This window comes from Thetidibacter halocola (genome assembly GCF_018224955.1).
GTDB classification, from domain to species: domain Bacteria; phylum Pseudomonadota; class Alphaproteobacteria; order Rhodobacterales; family Rhodobacteraceae; genus Thetidibacter; species Thetidibacter halocola.
In genome coordinates, this window is the sequence record NZ_JAGTUU010000001.1 from 151,957 (window position 1) to 167,919 (window position 15,963).

A 15,963-nucleotide genomic window follows, 5' to 3' on the forward strand; every position below is an offset into this window, starting at 1 on the left:
CTGTCACGCAAGGGCCCCGCGCCCCGGCGACGCTTTACTCGGCGATTTCGACCACCATCAACTCGCGCTCGGATGCGCCGCGGGCGTGGTTTAGCGCGGCCTGGTAGGCGTCGGACTTGTAGCACTCCACCGCCGCCTCGAGCGAGGGGAAGCGCGCCACCACATTGCGCGGGCGTTCCTTGCCCTCGAGCTGCACGAAGCGCGCGCCGCGGGCGATGAAGGTGCCGCCATGCGCCGCGATGGCCGGGCCCGCAAGTTCGGCATATTTGCCGTAGGCCTCGGGGTCGGTGACGGTGACATGAGCGATCCAGAGTGCGGGCATGGGTGTTATCCTTCGATGATGGCTTCGGCGGCCTTGATCGCGGCATCGGCGCGGGTCGGGTCGCTGCCGCCGCCCTGCGCCATGTCCGGGCGACCGCCGCCGCCCTTGCCGCCCAGTTCGGCGACCGCCGCCTTGACGATGTCGACCGCCGAGATGCGCGCCGTCAGATCCTCTGTCACGCCTGCCGCCACGGCGGCCTTGCCGCCGGCATCGGCGATCAGCAGCACGACACCCGAGCCGATGCGCGCCTTGTGCTCGTCGATCAGCGCGGGCAGGTCCTTGCCAGAGACGCCGCTCAGCGCCTGCGCCATAAATTGCACGCCCCCGACGTCGCGCGCAGCGGCGCTGCCGCCTTGTCCCGCGCCGCCGCTCATCGCCAGTTCGCGGCGCAGTTGCGCAACCTCGTTTTCCAGCTTCTTCCGATCGTCGAGCAGGGCGCGGACACGCTCTACCGCGTTCTCTCCGCCAGCTTTCAGCAGGCTCTCGATCGCAGACAGCGTCTTGTCGCGGCCGCGCAGTTCAGCCATCGCCGCCTGCCCGGTCAGCGCCTCGATCCGGCGGACCCCGGCGCTGGACGCGGATTCAGCCAGCAGCGCGAATGTGCCGATATCGCCGGTCTGCGCCACATGCGTGCCGCCGCAGAGTTCCAGCGAATAGGTCTGGCCATCGCTCCCCTTGCCCGATCCGGTCAGCCGGCCCATCGACACGACACGCACCTCGTCGCCGTATTTCTCGCCGAACAGGGCCTGCGCCCCGATCGCGCGCGCGTCGTCCGGCGTCATGATGCGGGTGGAGACTGGCGCGTTCTGCCGGATGAAGGCGTTCACCTCGGCCTCAACCTGGGCGATTTCCGCATGTGTCAGCGCCTTGGCGTGGCTGAAGTCAAAGCGCAGCCGGTCCGGCGCGTTCAGCGAGCCGCGCTGGGCGACGTGATCGCCAAGCGCGCGGCGCAGGGCCTCATGCAGCAGGTGTGTCGCAGAATGGTTCGCACGGATCGCCCCGCGGCGGCCATGATCGACCTCGAGCGCCAGCGCGTCGCCCTTGGTGAATGTCCCACGTTGCACCGTCACCTGGTGGGCGAAGATACGGCCATTGGCCATCTTGTGCGTATCGGTGACCTGGGCCTGGTCGTCCTCGTCCTCGATCCGGCGAAGCCAACCGGTATCGCCGACCTGGCCGCCAGATTCGGCATAGAACGGCGTCTGGTTCACCACGATCCAGCCGCTTTCGCCTTCTTTCAGGGCATCGGTTTCCGCACCATCGCGGATCAGCGCGACGACCTGGCCCTCGGCGGCCTCGGTGTCATAGCCGAGGAATTCCGTCGCGCCCGCGCGTTCGGCGATGTCGAACCAGATGGCGAGGTCCGCCGCCTCGCCGGAACCGGACCAGGCGGCGCGGGCCTTGGCCTTCTGCTCGGCCATGGCGGCGTCGAAGCCCTTGGTGTCGACCGTCCGGCTCTTCTCGCGCAGCGCGTCCTGCGTCAGGTCCAGCGGGAAGCCGTAGGTGTCATACAGCTTGAACGCCGTCTCGCCCGGCAAGGTCGCATCCTCGGGCAGCGCCGAAAGCTCGTCATCCAGCAGGCGCAGGCCACGCTCCAGCGTCTGCTTGAAGCGCGTCTCTTCCAGCCGCAGCGTCTCTTCGATCAGCGACTGGGCGCGGGACAGTTCGCCGTAGTGCCCACTCATCTGGCGCACCAGCGCGGGAACAAGGCGATGCATGACCGGGTCCTTGGCGCCCAGCATGTGGGCGTGCCGCATGGCACGGCGCATGATCCGGCGCAGGACATAGCCGCGCCCGTCATTCGAGGGCATCACGCCATCCGCGATCAGGAACGAAGTCGAGCGCAGGTGATCGGCGATCACCCGGTGATGCATCTTGCCCGGGCCGTCCGGATCGGCGCCGGTCGCATCGGCGCTGGCCTCGATCAGGGCGCGCATCACGTCGGTGTCGTAATTGTCGTGCTTGCCCTGCAACAGCGCGCCGATCCGCTCCAGCCCCATGCCGGTGTCGATCGACTGCATGTCGAGCGCGCGCATCGAGCCGTCCTCGAACTGCTCGTTCTGCATGAAGACGACGTTCCAGATCTCGATGAACCGGTCGCCGTCCTCTTCGGGGCTGCCCGGCGGGCCGCCCCAAATGTGGTCGCCGTGATCGTAGAAGATCTCGGTGCAGGGGCCGCAGGGACCGGTCGGGCCCATCTGCCAGAAATTGTCCGACGTCGCGATGCGGATGATCCGGCTTTCGGGGATGCCGACCTTCTTCCAGATCTCGAAGGCCTCGTCATCGGTGTGGTAGACCGTGGTGTAAAGCCGGTCGCTGGGGATGTCGAAACCCTTGGTGATCAACTCGTAGGCAAACGGGATCGCCTCGGTCTTGAAGTAGTCGCCAAAGCTGAAATTCCCCAGCATCTCGAAGAACGTGTGATGCCGGGCGGTGTAGCCCACGTTGTCGAGGTCATTGTGCTTGCCGCCGGCGCGCACGCATTTCTGCGAGGTAGTGGCGCGCTTGTAGTCGCGCGTCTCGACCCCGGTGAACAGGTTCTTGAACTGCACCATGCCCGAGTTCGTGAACATCAGCGTGGGGTCGTTGCGCGGCACCAGCGGGCTGGAGGCGACGACCTCGTGCCCCTGCTTGGCGAAGTAATCGAGAAAGGTCGACCGGATGTCGTTCAGGCTGGGCATGGCGGGGGCCTCATGATCGTGTTCGGCGCATCATGTATCGCCGGGTTGACGCGGTGTCCATAAGCGGGAACGAGAACGGGGCGCCGCGTCCGACGCCCCGTCCCCGGGTATTCTCGGCCGCCCGTCGGCGACCGTGGGGGGCTGCTGTCCCCGTCAGCGGCTTTCGGGGGGCATCAGCCCTCCATCACCTCTTCGCCATCATCGTCACCCATGTGGAAGTCGAGCCCATGCGCGGCACGGATCTTGTCCTCGATCTCCATCGCGATCTGGGTGTTTTCCTTGAGATAGGTCTTGGCATTCTCGCGGCCCTGGCCGATCCGCTCGTCGCCATAGGAATACCAGGCGCCGGATTTCTCGACCACGCCCGCCTTGACGCCAAGATCCAGCAATTCGCCGGTCTTGGAAATACCCTCGCCATACATGATGTCGAATTCGACCTGCTTGAACGGCGGGGCGACCTTGTTCTTGACCACCTTGACGCGCGTGGCGTTGCCCACCACCTCGTCGCGGTCCTTGATCGAGCCGATGCGGCGGATGTCGAGACGCACCGAGCTGTAGAACTTCAGCGCGTTGCCACCCGTCGTGGTTTCCGGGCTGCCGAACATCACCCCGATCTTCATCCGGATCTGGTTGATGAAGATCACCATGCAGTTCGAACGGCTGATCGAGCCGGTCAGCTTGCGCATGGCCTGGCTCATCAGGCGGGCCTGGACGCCCACGTTGCTGTCGCCCATATCGCCTTCGAGTTCCGATTTCGGGGTCAGCGCGGCGACCGAATCGACCACCACCATGCTGACCGCACCCGAGCGCACCAGCGTGTCGGTGATCTCCAGCGCCTGTTCGCCGGTGTCGGGCTGCGAGATCAGCAGCTCGCTCAGGTCGATACCCAGCTTCTTGGCGTATTGCGGGTCCAGCGCGTGTTCGGCGTCGACAAAGGCGCAGACACCACCCTTCTTCTGTTCCTCGGCGATGCAATGCAGCGTCAGCGTGGTCTTGCCGGAAGATTCGGGGCCGTAGATCTCAATGATGCGGCCCTTGGGCAGGCCGCCGATCCCCAGCGCGATGTCGAGACCCAAGGAGCCGGTCGAGGTCGCCTCGATGTCCTTCATGGTGTGCTCGCCACCCAGCTTCATGATCGAGCCCTTGCCGAACTGCCGTTCGATCTGGGCCAAGGCGCTGTCGAGCGCCTTCTGCTTGTCTGCGTTGCGCTTGTTGTCCATGCTCAGAAGATCTGCCGTTGCCATGTTTCCAGCCCTTATTCCACACGCCGCCGGGCGCGTCCATTGCGGTTTTGTTCGCTTCTTGTTCTTCGCCCTGTATGAGATCAAAAAGAGAACATTTCAAGTCAAATCTGTTCTTTCCCAGAGTGGCGCAGCTTGGTTAAACAAAGGTTGACGAAGATGCGGGTGGAGGCTGGGCGATGATGATTTTCTGGAAGGCGAGGCTTGTCTTCCTCGCCGTGCCCAAGACCGGCACCACGGCCTACCAGGCGGCGCTGGGCCCACTGGCGGCGATCACGGTCGCGGACCCGCCCGAGCTGAAACACGCACCGGTCTATCGTTACAACCGCTTCTTCCGCCCCATGATGGAGAAGATGGGCGCGGATGACATGGACATCCTCGCCGTGATCAGAGAGCCCGTGTCCTGGCTGGGTTCGTGGTATCGCTATCGCCAGCGGTCCTTCCTGGATGGCAAGGCCGTCTCGACCCGCGATATCAGCTTTGACGATTTCTGCCGCGCCTGGGCAGGCGAGCGGCGGCCAGCCTTCGCGGACGTGGGCGACCAGTCGAAATTCGTCGAGGCGCGGCCCAACGGTGTCGCCGTGACCCACCTGTTCCAATACGAGGATCAGGCCCGCCTGCTGGGTTTTCTCGAGGAGCGGCTGTGCACCCGGATCGACCTGCCGCGCGAGAACGTTTCGCCCCGCCGCGACCTGGCGCTGACACCGGAAACGGAGGCGCTTCTGCACAAGACCCGCGCAGCGGAGTTCGAGCTGTGGCTGCGCGCCGGGGCGTGACGGTCAGTTCAGCTGGCTGTGCACGGTTTCCGTGAGTTCCGACAGCGAAAACGGCTTCGGCAGGAAGACCGAGTTCGGGATCGCCTCGCGCCCCTCGCCAAAGGCGTCCTCGGCATAACCCGAGACGAAGACCACGCGCACGTCGGGCCGGGTCAGCCGCGCCTTGCGCACCCAGGTGGGGCCATCCATGCCGGGCATCACCACGTCGGTCACGAAGACATCGACCGCCATCCCGTCATCGTCGAGCATCGCCAGCGCCTCTTCGGCGGTCTCGGCCTCGATCACCGTATAGCCGCGCAGGCGTAGCGCGCGGGCGGCAAAGGCGCGCACCGGCGCCTCGTCCTCGACCAGCAGGACAACGCCGGACCCTTTCTCGGGCAGCTTGCGCGCCTGTTCCTGGCGCACCGCGACCTCCGCCGAGGCCTGCTTTTCATGCGCCGGGAAGAACAAGGTGAAACAGGTGCCCTGCCCCAGCACGCTGTCGACAAAGACATAGCCGCCGGATTGCTTGACGATGCCGTAGACGGTGGACAGGCCAAGGCCGGTGCCCTCGCCGGTGTTCTTGGTGGTGAAGAACGGCTCGAACACCTTTTGCAGCTTGTCGGGCGGGATGCCGATGCCCTCGTCGCTGACGCGGACGCAGACATAGGTGCCCGGCGGCACCACGGCGCGATCGCGCGCGAGACGCTCGCGCAGAACCCGCCGCTCTGTCTCGATCACGATCTCGCCGCCTTCGGGCATGGCGTCACGGGCGTTCACAACAAGGTTCATCATCACCTGTTCCAGCTGCCGCCGGTCGCCCCGCACGGGAGGCAGGATCGGGTCGTGGCGCAGGGTCAGGCGCACCTTTTCGCCCACCAGCCGGTTCAGCAGATGGGTCAGGTCCGACAGCGTGTCACGCAGGTCGAGGATCTCGGGCCGCATCGTCTGCTTGCGGGAGAAGGCCAGAAGTTGGCCGACCAACGCGGCGGCGCGATTGGCGTTCTGGTTGATCTGCACCAGATCGCCATAGTCCGGATCGCCCTGGTCGTGGCGCAGCAACAACAGGTCGCAATGCCCTGAAATCGCGGTCAGAAGGTTGTTGAAGTCATGCGCTACACCGCCGGCCAGCTGGCCGATCGCCTGCATCTTCTGGCTTTGCACGAATTGCGCCTCGAGCGTCTTGAGCTCGGTCGCATCGTTCAGCACCGCGATCAGCGCCGGCGTGCCATCCTCGACGATGCGGTTCAACGTGACCTGGACAAACACCTCGCGGTCGGGCCGGGTCAGGCGCAGGAATTCGGACTTGTGCTGGCCGCGGCCCTCGGCCGCGTCCTCGAGCCAGCTGTGCAGCGCGCGGCCAAGCCCCTCCATGTAGTCGGCCAGGTTGGCGTCCTTGTCCTCGGCCAGGTCCAGCAGGCGGCGGGCCTGAGGATTGGCGCGCAACACCGTGCCATCGGAGGAAACCTTGACCAGCGGGACCGGAAGCGTGTCGAACCCGCCCTCGGCGCCATTGTCCGGCCCGTCAGCCTCGATCCGCGACAACACGATCTCCTGCCGGCCCGCACCGATGTCGGAGGCATGGACAAGCACGCGACGCGGCGCACCGCCATCCGCCGCCAGCAGATGCACGCCACCGGGGCGCAGCGGCATGTCCGTGATCACCTCGGACAGGTTGCGCACCCGCCCGCCAAGAAGCGCGCGGGCATCGGCGTTCATATAGAGGATCGCGCCATTGCGCCCGGTGGTCAGCGTCGGGTGATCACTGCGTCGCGTCGCGCCACGGCGGATCGCCTCGGGCTCCAGCCGCCAGAGCAGCAGGCCATGGGGCAAGCGGCGAACATGCACGCGGAACCCCTCGGCATGGCTGGTGATGTCCTCGAAAACCGGTTCGCCGGCGAGGCTTTTCTGCTGCAGGCGGAACACCACCCCCTCGGCATTTGCGAAGATTGCGCGCAGAAGCTCCGAGAGGGTCTGGCTGGACCCGGGGGCAAAACGATCCTGCGCAGCGCGGTTGACGTGCAGCAACCGGCCGGACTCATCGGCGAAGAAGCAATAGCCAGGGTCGTTTTCCATGATCGCCACGGCCAGCGCGCGCAGACCTCGGCGACGGCTGGCCTGCACAATGGCGATCACCGCCCAGCCCAGGCCCATCGCGCCAAGCGCCCCGGCACTGGACAGCGCCGCAATGCGCAGCCCCGGATCGGGCAGGAGCAGCGCCAACAGCGTCGCTGCCATGGCGAGCACGAACAGGAAAGCGGCCCCACGCCCGCCTGCCCGACGCTCGCCCGAAGGCATGCTTGCGATGGTCCGTTGCAACGATATCCCCTGACCGCGATCCGAATCCTTCGCGATTATGGTGCGCACAGTCCTTAAACAATGGTTAACCGAAATCGGCGCCGCAACCATTAGTTGTGCTCGTTTACGTTTCCCGGCGCAGAACCGCCACATATAGGCCATCGCCCTCGTCGGAGGGCAGGAACTGCCGGTCGTTGTCCACCGACCAACCCGTCACGCGGTCCAGAAACCCGTCGACCTGCGCCCCGTTCTCGTCTCGCAGGACGGAACAGGTCGCATAGGCCAGCGCGCCACCCGGTGCGACAAGGGCCGCGCAGGTGTCGAGAATCTCCGCCTGAACCGCCATAAGCCGCGTGAGGTCCACGGGCGTCAGGCGCCACTTGGCCTCGGGCGCGCGGCGCCACGCCCCGCTGCCGGAACAGGGAACATCGCAAAGCACCAGGTCGTATCCAGACGCTGGCGATGCGACGATGCGAATGTCGGCTTCGGCACGAAGGGCGCGCTGCGGCAGGTCGGCCATGCGACGGGGATCGGCATCGTGGGCCTCGACCGGGGCAAGCGTCCGTGCGGCCATGGCCAGGGCCTTGCCGCCGCCGCCGGCGCAATAGTCGAGCACACGCATCCCCGGCCCCAATGGAAGGGCATCGACCACCGCCTGGCTGGCGGCGTCCTGCAATTCGACCAGGCCCTCGGCATAGGCACGGCTGCCGGACAGGCGGCGCGCGCCCTCGACGACCCGCAGCGCGGTACCGGACAGCGCCGAGACCTGGGTCTCGATCCCTTCGGCGGCCAGCGCGGCGCGGGCCGCATCGCGGCCGCCGCGCAGCAGGTTGACGCGCAGGAAGACTGGCGCGCGGTGGCGCAGCGCCTCGGCCACGGCCCGTGGATCGTCGAGCGAGGCGGCAAGGCGGTCGAACAGCCAGTCGGGCAGGTCCAGCGCGCTGGCGCCCTGCGGCTCGATCCCGCCTGCCCGTTCCTCGACCGACAGCGGCGCGGGCGCATGGCCCTCGCCTGTGAACAGCGTGTCGGGGTCGGTTTCCTGCTGCCGCAACAGGCCGAGCATGCGTCCCCGCCCGGTCTCGGCGCCGCCCTGCGCGGCGGTGCTGCGCCAGCGCCGCAGCACATCGAACACGTGGTCCCGTACTGCGGCGCGATCCTTGGACCCGGCAAAGCGCGAGGCGCGCGCCCAGTTGGTCAGCGCGCGCTCGGCGGCGTCTCCGGCGGCAATGCGGTCGAGGATCTCGATGGCGGCCTGGATGCGGGCGCCGGGGGTCATGCGGGCACCGTCCGAAAGCCCCGGCCGTCGCGCTGTGCCCGAAGGAACCGCGCACCGATGCCATGGCTGCCGGACCAGACCGCGCCGGTGTCCGCCAGCCAGTCCAGCGCGGCGCGGCGGCTTTGGGCGGCCTGTGCCGCATCGACGTCGAACCTCGGGCCCAGACCGGGGTCCGGAAGTTGCACGGCAAAGCTGTGCAGGATGTCGGCCACGAGGGCGAACCCGTCTCCGATGTGCAGGCCGCAATGGCCCGGCGTGTGCCCGGGCAGGTGCCAGACGCGCAGGCCACCCGGCAGGATGTGGCCATCGGTCATCGGGGTGATGCGCCCGGCATAGGCGTTCAACATGACGGAAGCGGGCCCTTCGCCCGCGCCGAAATGCGCGATATCGGCGGGATGGACAAGGACCTGCGCGTTCGGAAAGGCGGGCTTGCCGTCCAGCACCGCACCGCCACAATGATCGCCATGCAGGTGGGTGAAGATTAGGGTGCGCACATGCTCCGCCGCGACACCCAGATCGGCCATCCGCGCGGGAAGATGCCCTGCGCCCGCGCCGAACAGCGTTCCACAGCCTGCATCGACCAGGTCCACCGCCCCGTCCGGGTGGCGCAGCAGGTAGACGTTGAAAGCCGTGTCCATCGTCTGCAGCCCCGCCGCCGCAAGCCGCGCCGCCCGCGTGGCGTCGTCGAGCGCCGGAAAGGTCGCGGCGTCAAAGCTCTTGGTGCCGTCCTCGAGGCACCAGACCTCGATCCCTTCGGCGATGAACCGCTGTGCCTGCATGAGACGATCCCGTGTTCTCGGCCCCGTGCGGGCGGTCCGCGCATCTGGCGCGGATCCCCTTGCCGATGGCCCCTGGTTTCCTTCAGCCTGTCGCCCGGCTCGCCTCGGTCGATGCCGGGTTCACGGCATCTGAGGCAGGGCGGTAGTCACCCCGGCTGTATCCGGCGCTGCCACGCAGGGTCAAGGATCTTGCCCCGGGTCGACGGGCCCGGCGCGGATCATTCCGTCGGGCCGGAAAAGGCGAGCGCGCGTTCCAGCTGGCGGTCGAGCGCGGTCTGTTCGCGCCGGGTCAGCGCGTGTTCCGCCTCGGCGCGTCCCTGCGCCCGCGCCCGCAGCGCCCACAGCACCGGCCGAACCGGCACCCGCAGCGCAAGGCGGCGAAGCCAGGGGGTAAAGCGGGTGAACAGCTCGTCGGACAAGGCGACGATCGCCTCGGTGCTGCCGGGATTGCCCTGCCGCCCGGTCCGTCCGAACAGCTGTCGGTCGATTCGGGCGCTTTCGTGGAACTCCGTCAGGATCACGTGCAACCCGCCAAGGGCCAGCACGTCTGCGCCGGGAATGATGTCGGTGCCCCGACCGGCGATGTTTGTCGCGACGGTGATTGCGCCGCGGCGTCCGGCCTCGGCCACGATCTCGGCCTCGGCCCGGTCCTGGGTAGCGTTCAGCACCTCGTGCGGCAGACCGCGCGCCTCTAGCACCGCCGCGCAGCGTTGCGACGCCTCGACCGAGCGGGTGCCGATCAGGACGGGCCGCCCGGCGCCATGCAGCGCCGCCACGCGCTCTGCCACGGCCTGCCATTTCGCCGGCTCGTCCCGGACAAAGGTCGCGCCCAGTTGTCGGGTCTTCAGCGGGCGGTGGCGCGGGATCCGCACCGTGGTCAGGTCGAACGTGTCGCGGAACTCGGCGGCCAATTCCATTCCGGTGCCGGTCATGCCCGACAGCCGCATGTAGCGGCGAAAGAAGCGTTGGTAAGTGATCCGCGCCAGTGTCTCCTTGCGGCCCGTGACCTCGACCGCTTCGCGCGCCTCGATCATCTGGTGCAGCCCGCCCTGCCAGCTGCGGTCGGGCATGATGCGGCCGGTGAACTCGTCCACGATCTGCACCTTGCCCTCGCGCACCACGTATTCGCGCCCCGACTCGAACAGGTGCAGCGCCGACAGCGCCTGCCGCGCCAGTTCCTCGCGCGCCAGCCGGATCGCCCAGAGGCCGGACAGCCGCGCGGCCCGCGCCCGTTCGGTCAGCCGCCGCTTGCCGGCCTCGGTCAGTTCCACCTGGCGGTTCATGCGGTCGATGCGAAAATCCGCGGGCTCGGTCAGCGACCGCGCCAAGGCCAGCGCGTCCGCGTAAAGCTGCGCGGCCTCGGGGTCGTCGGCGGTGGTCGACAGGATCAGCGGCGTGCGCGCCTCGTCGACGAAGACGCTGTCGGCCTCGTCGACGATGGCAAAGGCCAGACCCCGCAGCATCAGCGGCTGCCCTGCCCCGCCGCGCGTCAGCGCCAGCGCGCGGTGCCGCGCCTGTCCGCGCCGCGCCTTCAACGCGATCCGGTCGCGCAGGTAGTCGAAGGTCAGATTCGCGTTCGAGACATAGGTGATGTCGCAGCGATAGGCGTCGCGGCGTTGTTCGGGGTCCATGTCGCTGTCGATCACCCCGACCGTCAAGCCGAAGAAGCCGTAAAGCGGCCGTGTCTCCTCGGCATCGCGGGCGGCGAGGTAGTCGTTCACCGTCACCACGTGCACCGGGTCGCCCGCCAGCGCCGCGACAACCGCCGCCGGCGTGGCGGTCAGGGTCTTGCCCTCGCCGGTCGCCATCTCGACCATGCGGCCCTCGTAAAGCCCCAGCGCGCCCATCACCTGCACCTTGTAGTGCCGCTTGCCCAGCACCCGGTCCGAGGCCTCTCGAACCGCGGCAAAGGCCCGCACCAACGCCTCGACATCGCCGCGCCGTCGCGCCAGAAGGCGGGGCCGCAGCGCCTGCGCCGCGGCGCGCAGGGCATCGTCGGACAGGGCACGAAATTCCGGTTCCAGCGCCATTACCTGGTCCGCGCGGCGCAACAGGCGCCGGCGCAGCAGCGGGGCGCGCGCCTCGAGCCAGCCCAGCCGGCGTTCCAGCCACAGGTCCACGGCATTGCCGCGCGGGTCGCTGCGCTCGGCATAGGGTGCGATGCCGCGGGATGGGCGGCCAAAGCCCAGGAGGCCTTGCACCTCAGGCATTGAACTGCCGCAAGAAGAGCTGCCGCACCCGCCGCCAGATCTGCCAGCCCGCCGGCTCGAACCCGTGATCGAAGCGCACCAGGACCCGCATGCCAAAGGGCGCGTCGGCCAAGGCCTCGGGCAGCGCCAGGTCATAGAGAAAAGCCTGGCTCAGCAGCGTCGCGCCCTCGGGGTCCGCCGGGTCGGTCTGGAACCGGCCGCCCGCCACCTCGCCAAGCGCCGCCGCCGGCAGGACGGCAGTCGCCTGCGGCACGCTGCGCGCGAGGCTCGCCTCGTGGCGCTGATCCATCCGGCCCAGCAGACGCACTTCGACCGCGCGCGTCCGTTCCCGAACCAGCGCGATGTCTTCCTGCGGGACCAGAAGGCGCGCCACTTCAGCCCGGGGCGGCAGAACGTGGCCAACGATGTCACCTTCGCCGACCCAACGCCCGGCCATGTCGGAAATCGGGATCGCCGGGCGAAAGCGCCCCGCAACGCCGGCATGCAGGGTCTGACGCAGGCGCCGCTCGCGTTCGCGCTGCCATTGCGCCTCGGCTTCTGCCAGTTGCACGCGCGCCGCGGCGATTTCGCTCCGGTCCTCGGCCTCGGCCCGTTGCAGGCGTCGCCTGGCCTCGTCGACGCGGGCGGCGAAAACGACCACGCGTGTCTCGACAGGCGGATCGTCGAGCCGGGCAAGGATGGCGCCCCGGGCGACCTCGGCGCCTTCGGCGACCGGCAGATCGGCGATGAACCCACCTGATCCGGCGCGCACCACGGCGTCCTCGGGCAGCCAGATCACGCCCTCGGTATCGGTGCGCAGCGGCAGCGGCACCAACAGCAGCGCCAGAGCCAGCACCGCGATGCCGCCAAAGGTCAGGCCGACCGCGCGCTTGCGCACCTTGCGCAGGCTGGGCGAGGTCACGACATGGCGCAGGTGTTTGGCGATCGGCTTGACCACCGAATTGAACACCGACCAGATCGCCAGCAGCACGCCGAGGATGAAAAAACGCTGCGCCACCAGCAGGGCAATGCCGACCATGACAACCATCCGGTAGGCCCAGGCGGCGGGCGCATAGAACGCGAACCAAGCCTTTTCACCCGGCGTGGCCGGATCGGCCTTCAGCGTGCGGGCGTTGAACAGATAGCGCTGAACGACATGGCCCCACCACTTGTTCGCCCGCTGCGCCAGGTTCGGGATCTCGACCAGGTCGGTCAGCACGTAATAGCCGTCGAACTTCAGCAGCGGATTGCCGTTGATGGCCAGCGTCGACATGCCGCCGATCAGCACGAGGTTGAAGGCGATGGCGCGGACGAAACCGGGTTCTGCCGCGGCCCAGACCATGACCGCCACGGCGGCGACGAAAGTTTCGGCAAAGATACCGCCCGCCGACACCGCCGCGCGGTGCCATTTCGACCGGAACGCGGCTGCTGCCGAGGCATCGACGTACGGCACCGGGAAGAACACGAGGAACATGATCCCCATCTCGCGCACCTCGCCGCCGCGCGCGCGGGTCAGGTAACCATGGGTCAGTTCGTGGAATGCCTTGAGCAGCGGATAGGTCACCAGGCTGATGACCAGGTTCTGCGCCGCAAAGACCCGCTCGGCCAGGTTGCCGGTCAGCGCCGGCCAGTGCACCGCAGCCGTCGCCAGCCCCGCGACGACCACCGCCAGCCACAGGCAGAACCCCGCCCAGCCCGTCAGCCAGCGCACCGCCGGCAGGGTCCGGCGCAGAAAGGCGTCCGGGTCCCAGAGCGGGATGCGAAAGCTCATCGGGTTGGTCAGGTTCTGCTTGATGATCTGCCGCGCATTGCGCTCGTGCCGCTCCAGCAGGTCGGCCACGTCGGGACTGCCCTGGTAGCGGATCAGGTCGTTCTGGTGCAGCTGAGACAGCAGCCGGATCACGTCGTCCTGACCCGGCGCATGGTTGTCCTGCACATCAGCCAGCGCGCGCCAGATCTCGTCCACGCTGCGGCTGCCGTCGAACTGGCCAATCAGCATCCAGGCGCCTGGCGTGAACCGGTGGACCCGCCCCGAGGCGTGGTCGTGCAGCACGTACCAGGGTTGGCCACGATAGCGGTGGCGATGCACGCTGACATGCGGGCGCAGCCTGGGTTTCAGCCCTGCAACCCGATACCACAGCGTCGACAGGAAGCTTTCGGCCATCTCAGGGCTGCCATGTCCAGAGAGTCTCGCGCGCCCAGTCGATCAGGCGCCGCGACCAGACCCACGACACTAGCGCCTGCCCGGCATCCAGCTTGGCCACGCCCTGCATGCCGGGGCGCAGACCGCTGGCCACGGCGTCCAATGCGGCCTCGACCCGAAAGGTGTTGGCCCCGTTGCGCGCCTCGGCCATCGGCGTGATCCGCGTCACCGCCAGCGGCAACCCCTGGCTCGGTTGACCGGCCAGCGCCAGCCGTCCGGGCGTCCCCTCGGTGACGTAGCGCAGGTCGCGTTCGTCCACGAAGATGTCAACGCGGTAACGGTCGAGCGGCGCGACTTCGAACAGCACTTCGCCCAGCTGCACCGGCGCGCCGAGTTTCTGGCTCAGATCGCCCGAGACGATTACCCCGTCGATCGGTGCGCGCAGCTCGGCGCGCGCCAGTTGCGCCTCGGCCAGGTCGGCCTGCGCCCGCGCCTGCGCCACCTGCGCCTCCAGCAACGCGACCTGCGCCCGGTCCTTCTGCGCGAGTGCATCGCGCGACTGGCTGGCCAGCCGGTCCATCTCGGAGCGCCAGCGCAGCGCCTCGAGTTGCAGGTCGGCCTGGTCCAGCCGCACCAGGATATCACCGGCGGAGACCGTATCGCCGGCACGCAGCGGCGCCTCGGCGATGAAGCCCGCAAAGGGTGCGACCACGGCGCGATTGATCTCGCCGCGCAGGACGGCATCCGCCTGCACCCGGAACGGGCCGGTCACTGTCAGCGCGCCGGCCACCAGCCCCGCCAGCACCAGCGCCAGCAGCTTCCACGACAGCCGCCGCGGCCCCAGCAGGATCCCCAGCACATGCAGCGTTCCGTCGACAAGCCGCCCGCCGATCCAGCGGCGGTTGCGCCGCTTCAATTCGAGCGCGGGGCCGACAAGGGCGGCAATCGCCTCGGCCAACGACAGGTCCTCGTCCCCAAAGGGCTTGTCCTCGCGCCGCTCGAAGGTCATCGCCCCCACGGGACCGGAGGCATCCGACAGCGGCACGGTCAGGATATGCCGGGTGCGCGATCCCTTGACATGGTCGGCATGGGCGACTGCGATGGCGCGCGCCGTCGCCGTCAGGGCGGGCACCGCGACCGGCGCCACCTGGTCGAAACACTCCTCCATCGCCGTTTCCAGCGTCTCGGCCAGGGACGACCGGCGCCGGAACCAGGCGGCATGGGACAGGGCCAGCAGGCGGATCCGCGGGCTGGATGCCCGCCCCCGCACCATCCCGATCGAGGCCTGGTCCGCCGCCAGCGCCGCCTGCGCCTCGGCCAGGATCGCCATCGCCGCCGCCTCTGGCTTGGCATGCTCGGCGGTCACGGCGAGGATATCCAGCGCGATCTCGGCCCGCTTCAGGCGCTGTGCGGCATCGGTGGCCCGTTCGTCCGCCAGCCGCGCGGCGATCCAGCCGCTGGCCCAGTGCACCTCCTGGAGGGCGGCCTGCGCCGCGGCCTCGTCGGCGCCGGGCATGTCCAGCACGATCACCGCGGCGACCTGTGGGCCGGCATCGGGGCCGATCAGCACAGGGTAGCCGACATGGCGCCCGCCCTCGACCACCGGCACCGCCGGGCGGCCCGAACTCAGCACGCGTTCCGCCGTGGGCGCAAAGGCCGACAGGTCGCGGCGCGGGTCGGGCACCACGGCGACCGGCTGGAACACCCCCTCCTCGAGGTTGCGCTCCAGCACCACGCCCAGCGTCGCGCCGCGGCACCGCGCCACCAGCAGCGCCAGCCAGGCGGCCAGCCGCCCGGTTTCCGACCGCGCCCCGGCAAAGGCCGACCAAAGGCCCCGGTCCATGGTCGCAGGGGTCGCGCCCGGTTGCGACGGCTCGGGTCTGGCGGAGATCGTCATGGGGTCACGCCCGTGTCAGTCCCCCAGCTTGCCATAGCGCGTCTCGTGCTCGTCGATCAGCCGGTTCATCATGTCGCGCAGCCGCCTGGCCGCATGGGGCGACATGACGATGCGGTGATGCAGGTGAACCTTGAGCTTTTCGGTGCCCATGTCCCAGCTGTCGTTCACCCCGAAATTGATCACTACCTCCTCGCGGGTCGAGGTGCCGTTGCACACGTTGCAATAGCTGGATTTCAGCTGCGCGGTGTCGAACTGCACCTGGCTGGGCGGCACCGTGGCCGCCCTTGTGCGCGGCGCGGCCTTTTCGGCTCCGGTTTCCGGCGCGGCAGCTTTGGGGTCTTTCGCCATCGACAATCCTTCCCTGTCGGCGGTGCTGCCCGGC

Annotated in this window: 11 protein-coding genes; 1 reads left to right on the forward strand and 10 read right to left on the reverse strand. The window is 68.5% G+C overall.

The features are described 5' to 3' along the window. Window positions 1-34 precede the first annotated feature (34 nt). The 3 genes from KB874_RS00735 to recA form a co-directional block, all read right to left on the reverse strand. On the reverse strand, window positions 35-322 hold the full coding sequence (locus KB874_RS00735; RefSeq protein WP_212534619.1) for a DUF1330 domain-containing protein: 288 nt from the start codon (window positions 320-322) through the stop codon (window positions 35-37). Window positions 323-327: 5 nt separating this feature from the next. Next, window positions 328-3,003, reverse strand: coding sequence for an alanine--tRNA ligase (gene alaS / locus KB874_RS00740; protein WP_212534620.1), 2,676 nt, complete (start codon window positions 3,001-3,003; stop codon window positions 328-330). A 173-nt stretch (window positions 3,004-3,176) separates the two neighbouring features. Then, entirely contained in the window at window positions 3,177-4,247 is a 1,071-nt protein-coding gene (gene recA / locus KB874_RS00745) for a recombinase RecA (RefSeq protein WP_212534621.1), read from the reverse strand. Between the two features lie 176 nt (window positions 4,248-4,423). Here recA and KB874_RS00750 point away from each other — a divergent pair, with 176 nt between their 5' ends. After that, the gene (locus KB874_RS00750) at window positions 4,424-5,020 is read left to right on the forward strand and encodes a gamma-glutamyl kinase (protein WP_212534622.1); all 597 of its coding nucleotides are present in this window, start codon (window positions 4,424-4,426) and stop codon (window positions 5,018-5,020) included. Between the two features lie 3 nt (window positions 5,021-5,023). On the opposite strand, the gene KB874_RS00755 is transcribed toward KB874_RS00750, so the two are convergent. The 7 genes from KB874_RS00755 to KB874_RS00785 all read right to left on the reverse strand — a co-directional run bounded on the left by KB874_RS00755 (window position 5,024) and on the right by KB874_RS00785 (window position 15,929). Next, entirely contained in the window at window positions 5,024-7,297 is a 2,274-nt protein-coding gene (locus KB874_RS00755) for an ATP-binding response regulator (protein ID WP_249200235.1), read from the reverse strand. Between the two features lie 124 nt (window positions 7,298-7,421). After that, entirely contained in the window at window positions 7,422-8,573 is a 1,152-nt protein-coding gene (locus tag KB874_RS00760) for an RsmB/NOP family class I SAM-dependent RNA methyltransferase (protein ID WP_212534623.1), read from the reverse strand. Next, a complete protein-coding gene (locus KB874_RS00765; protein WP_212534624.1) occupies window positions 8,570-9,352 on the reverse strand; it encodes an MBL fold metallo-hydrolase in 783 nt (260 codons plus the stop codon). Before KB874_RS00765 ends, KB874_RS00760 begins: the two co-directional genes overlap by 4 nt. A 218-nt stretch (window positions 9,353-9,570) precedes the next feature. After that, the gene (locus KB874_RS00770) at window positions 9,571-11,562 is read right to left on the reverse strand and encodes a preprotein translocase subunit SecA (RefSeq protein WP_212534625.1); all 1,992 of its coding nucleotides are present in this window, start codon (window positions 11,560-11,562) and stop codon (window positions 9,571-9,573) included. Continuing rightward, window positions 11,555-13,705 carry a PqqD family protein gene (locus KB874_RS00775; protein WP_212534626.1) on the reverse strand — a complete coding sequence of 717 codons (2,151 nt, stop codon included), beginning with the start codon at window positions 13,703-13,705 and terminating at the stop codon, window positions 11,555-11,557. Before KB874_RS00775 ends, KB874_RS00770 begins: the two co-directional genes overlap by 8 nt. A 1-nt stretch (window position 13,706) precedes the next feature. Continuing rightward, window positions 13,707-15,581 carry an efflux RND transporter periplasmic adaptor subunit gene (locus KB874_RS00780; RefSeq protein ID WP_212534627.1) on the reverse strand — a complete coding sequence of 625 codons (1,875 nt, stop codon included), beginning with the start codon at window positions 15,579-15,581 and terminating at the stop codon, window positions 13,707-13,709. Between the two features lie 15 nt (window positions 15,582-15,596). Further along, complete coding sequence (locus tag KB874_RS00785; protein WP_212534628.1) at window positions 15,597-15,929, reverse strand: DUF3467 domain-containing protein; 333 nt, start codon at window positions 15,927-15,929, stop codon at window positions 15,597-15,599. Window positions 15,930-15,963 lie beyond the last annotated feature (34 nt).

Excerpts from the sequence above, each read along its gene's own strand:
- KB874_RS00735 (WP_212534619.1), bottom strand. The coding sequence starts at position 322 with ATGCCCGCACTCTGGATCGCTCATGTCACCGTCACCGACCCCGAGGCC.
- KB874_RS00780 (WP_212534627.1), bottom strand. The coding sequence starts at position 15,581 with ATGACGATCTCCGCCAGACCCGAGCCGTCGCAACCGGGCGCGACCCCT.
- alaS (WP_212534620.1), bottom strand. The coding sequence starts at position 3,003 with ATGCCCAGCCTGAACGACATCCGGTCGACCTTTCTCGATTACTTCGCC.
- KB874_RS00755 (WP_249200235.1), bottom strand. The coding sequence starts at position 7,297 with ATGCCTTCGGGCGAGCGTCGGGCAGGCGGGCGTGGGGCCGCTTTCCTG.
- KB874_RS00785 (WP_212534628.1), bottom strand. The coding sequence starts at position 15,929 with ATGGCGAAAGACCCCAAAGCTGCCGCGCCGGAAACCGGAGCCGAAAAG.
- recA (WP_212534621.1), bottom strand. The coding sequence starts at position 4,247 with ATGGCAACGGCAGATCTTCTGAGCATGGACAACAAGCGCAACGCAGAC.
- KB874_RS00760 (WP_212534623.1), bottom strand. The coding sequence starts at position 8,573 with ATGACCCCCGGCGCCCGCATCCAGGCCGCCATCGAGATCCTCGACCGC.
- KB874_RS00765 (WP_212534624.1), bottom strand. The coding sequence starts at position 9,352 with ATGCAGGCACAGCGGTTCATCGCCGAAGGGATCGAGGTCTGGTGCCTC.
- KB874_RS00775 (WP_212534626.1), bottom strand. The coding sequence starts at position 13,705 with ATGGCCGAAAGCTTCCTGTCGACGCTGTGGTATCGGGTTGCAGGGCTG.
- KB874_RS00770 (WP_212534625.1), bottom strand. The coding sequence starts at position 11,562 with ATGCCTGAGGTGCAAGGCCTCCTGGGCTTTGGCCGCCCATCCCGCGGC.
- KB874_RS00750 (WP_212534622.1), top strand. The coding sequence starts at position 4,424 with ATGATGATTTTCTGGAAGGCGAGGCTTGTCTTCCTCGCCGTGCCCAAG.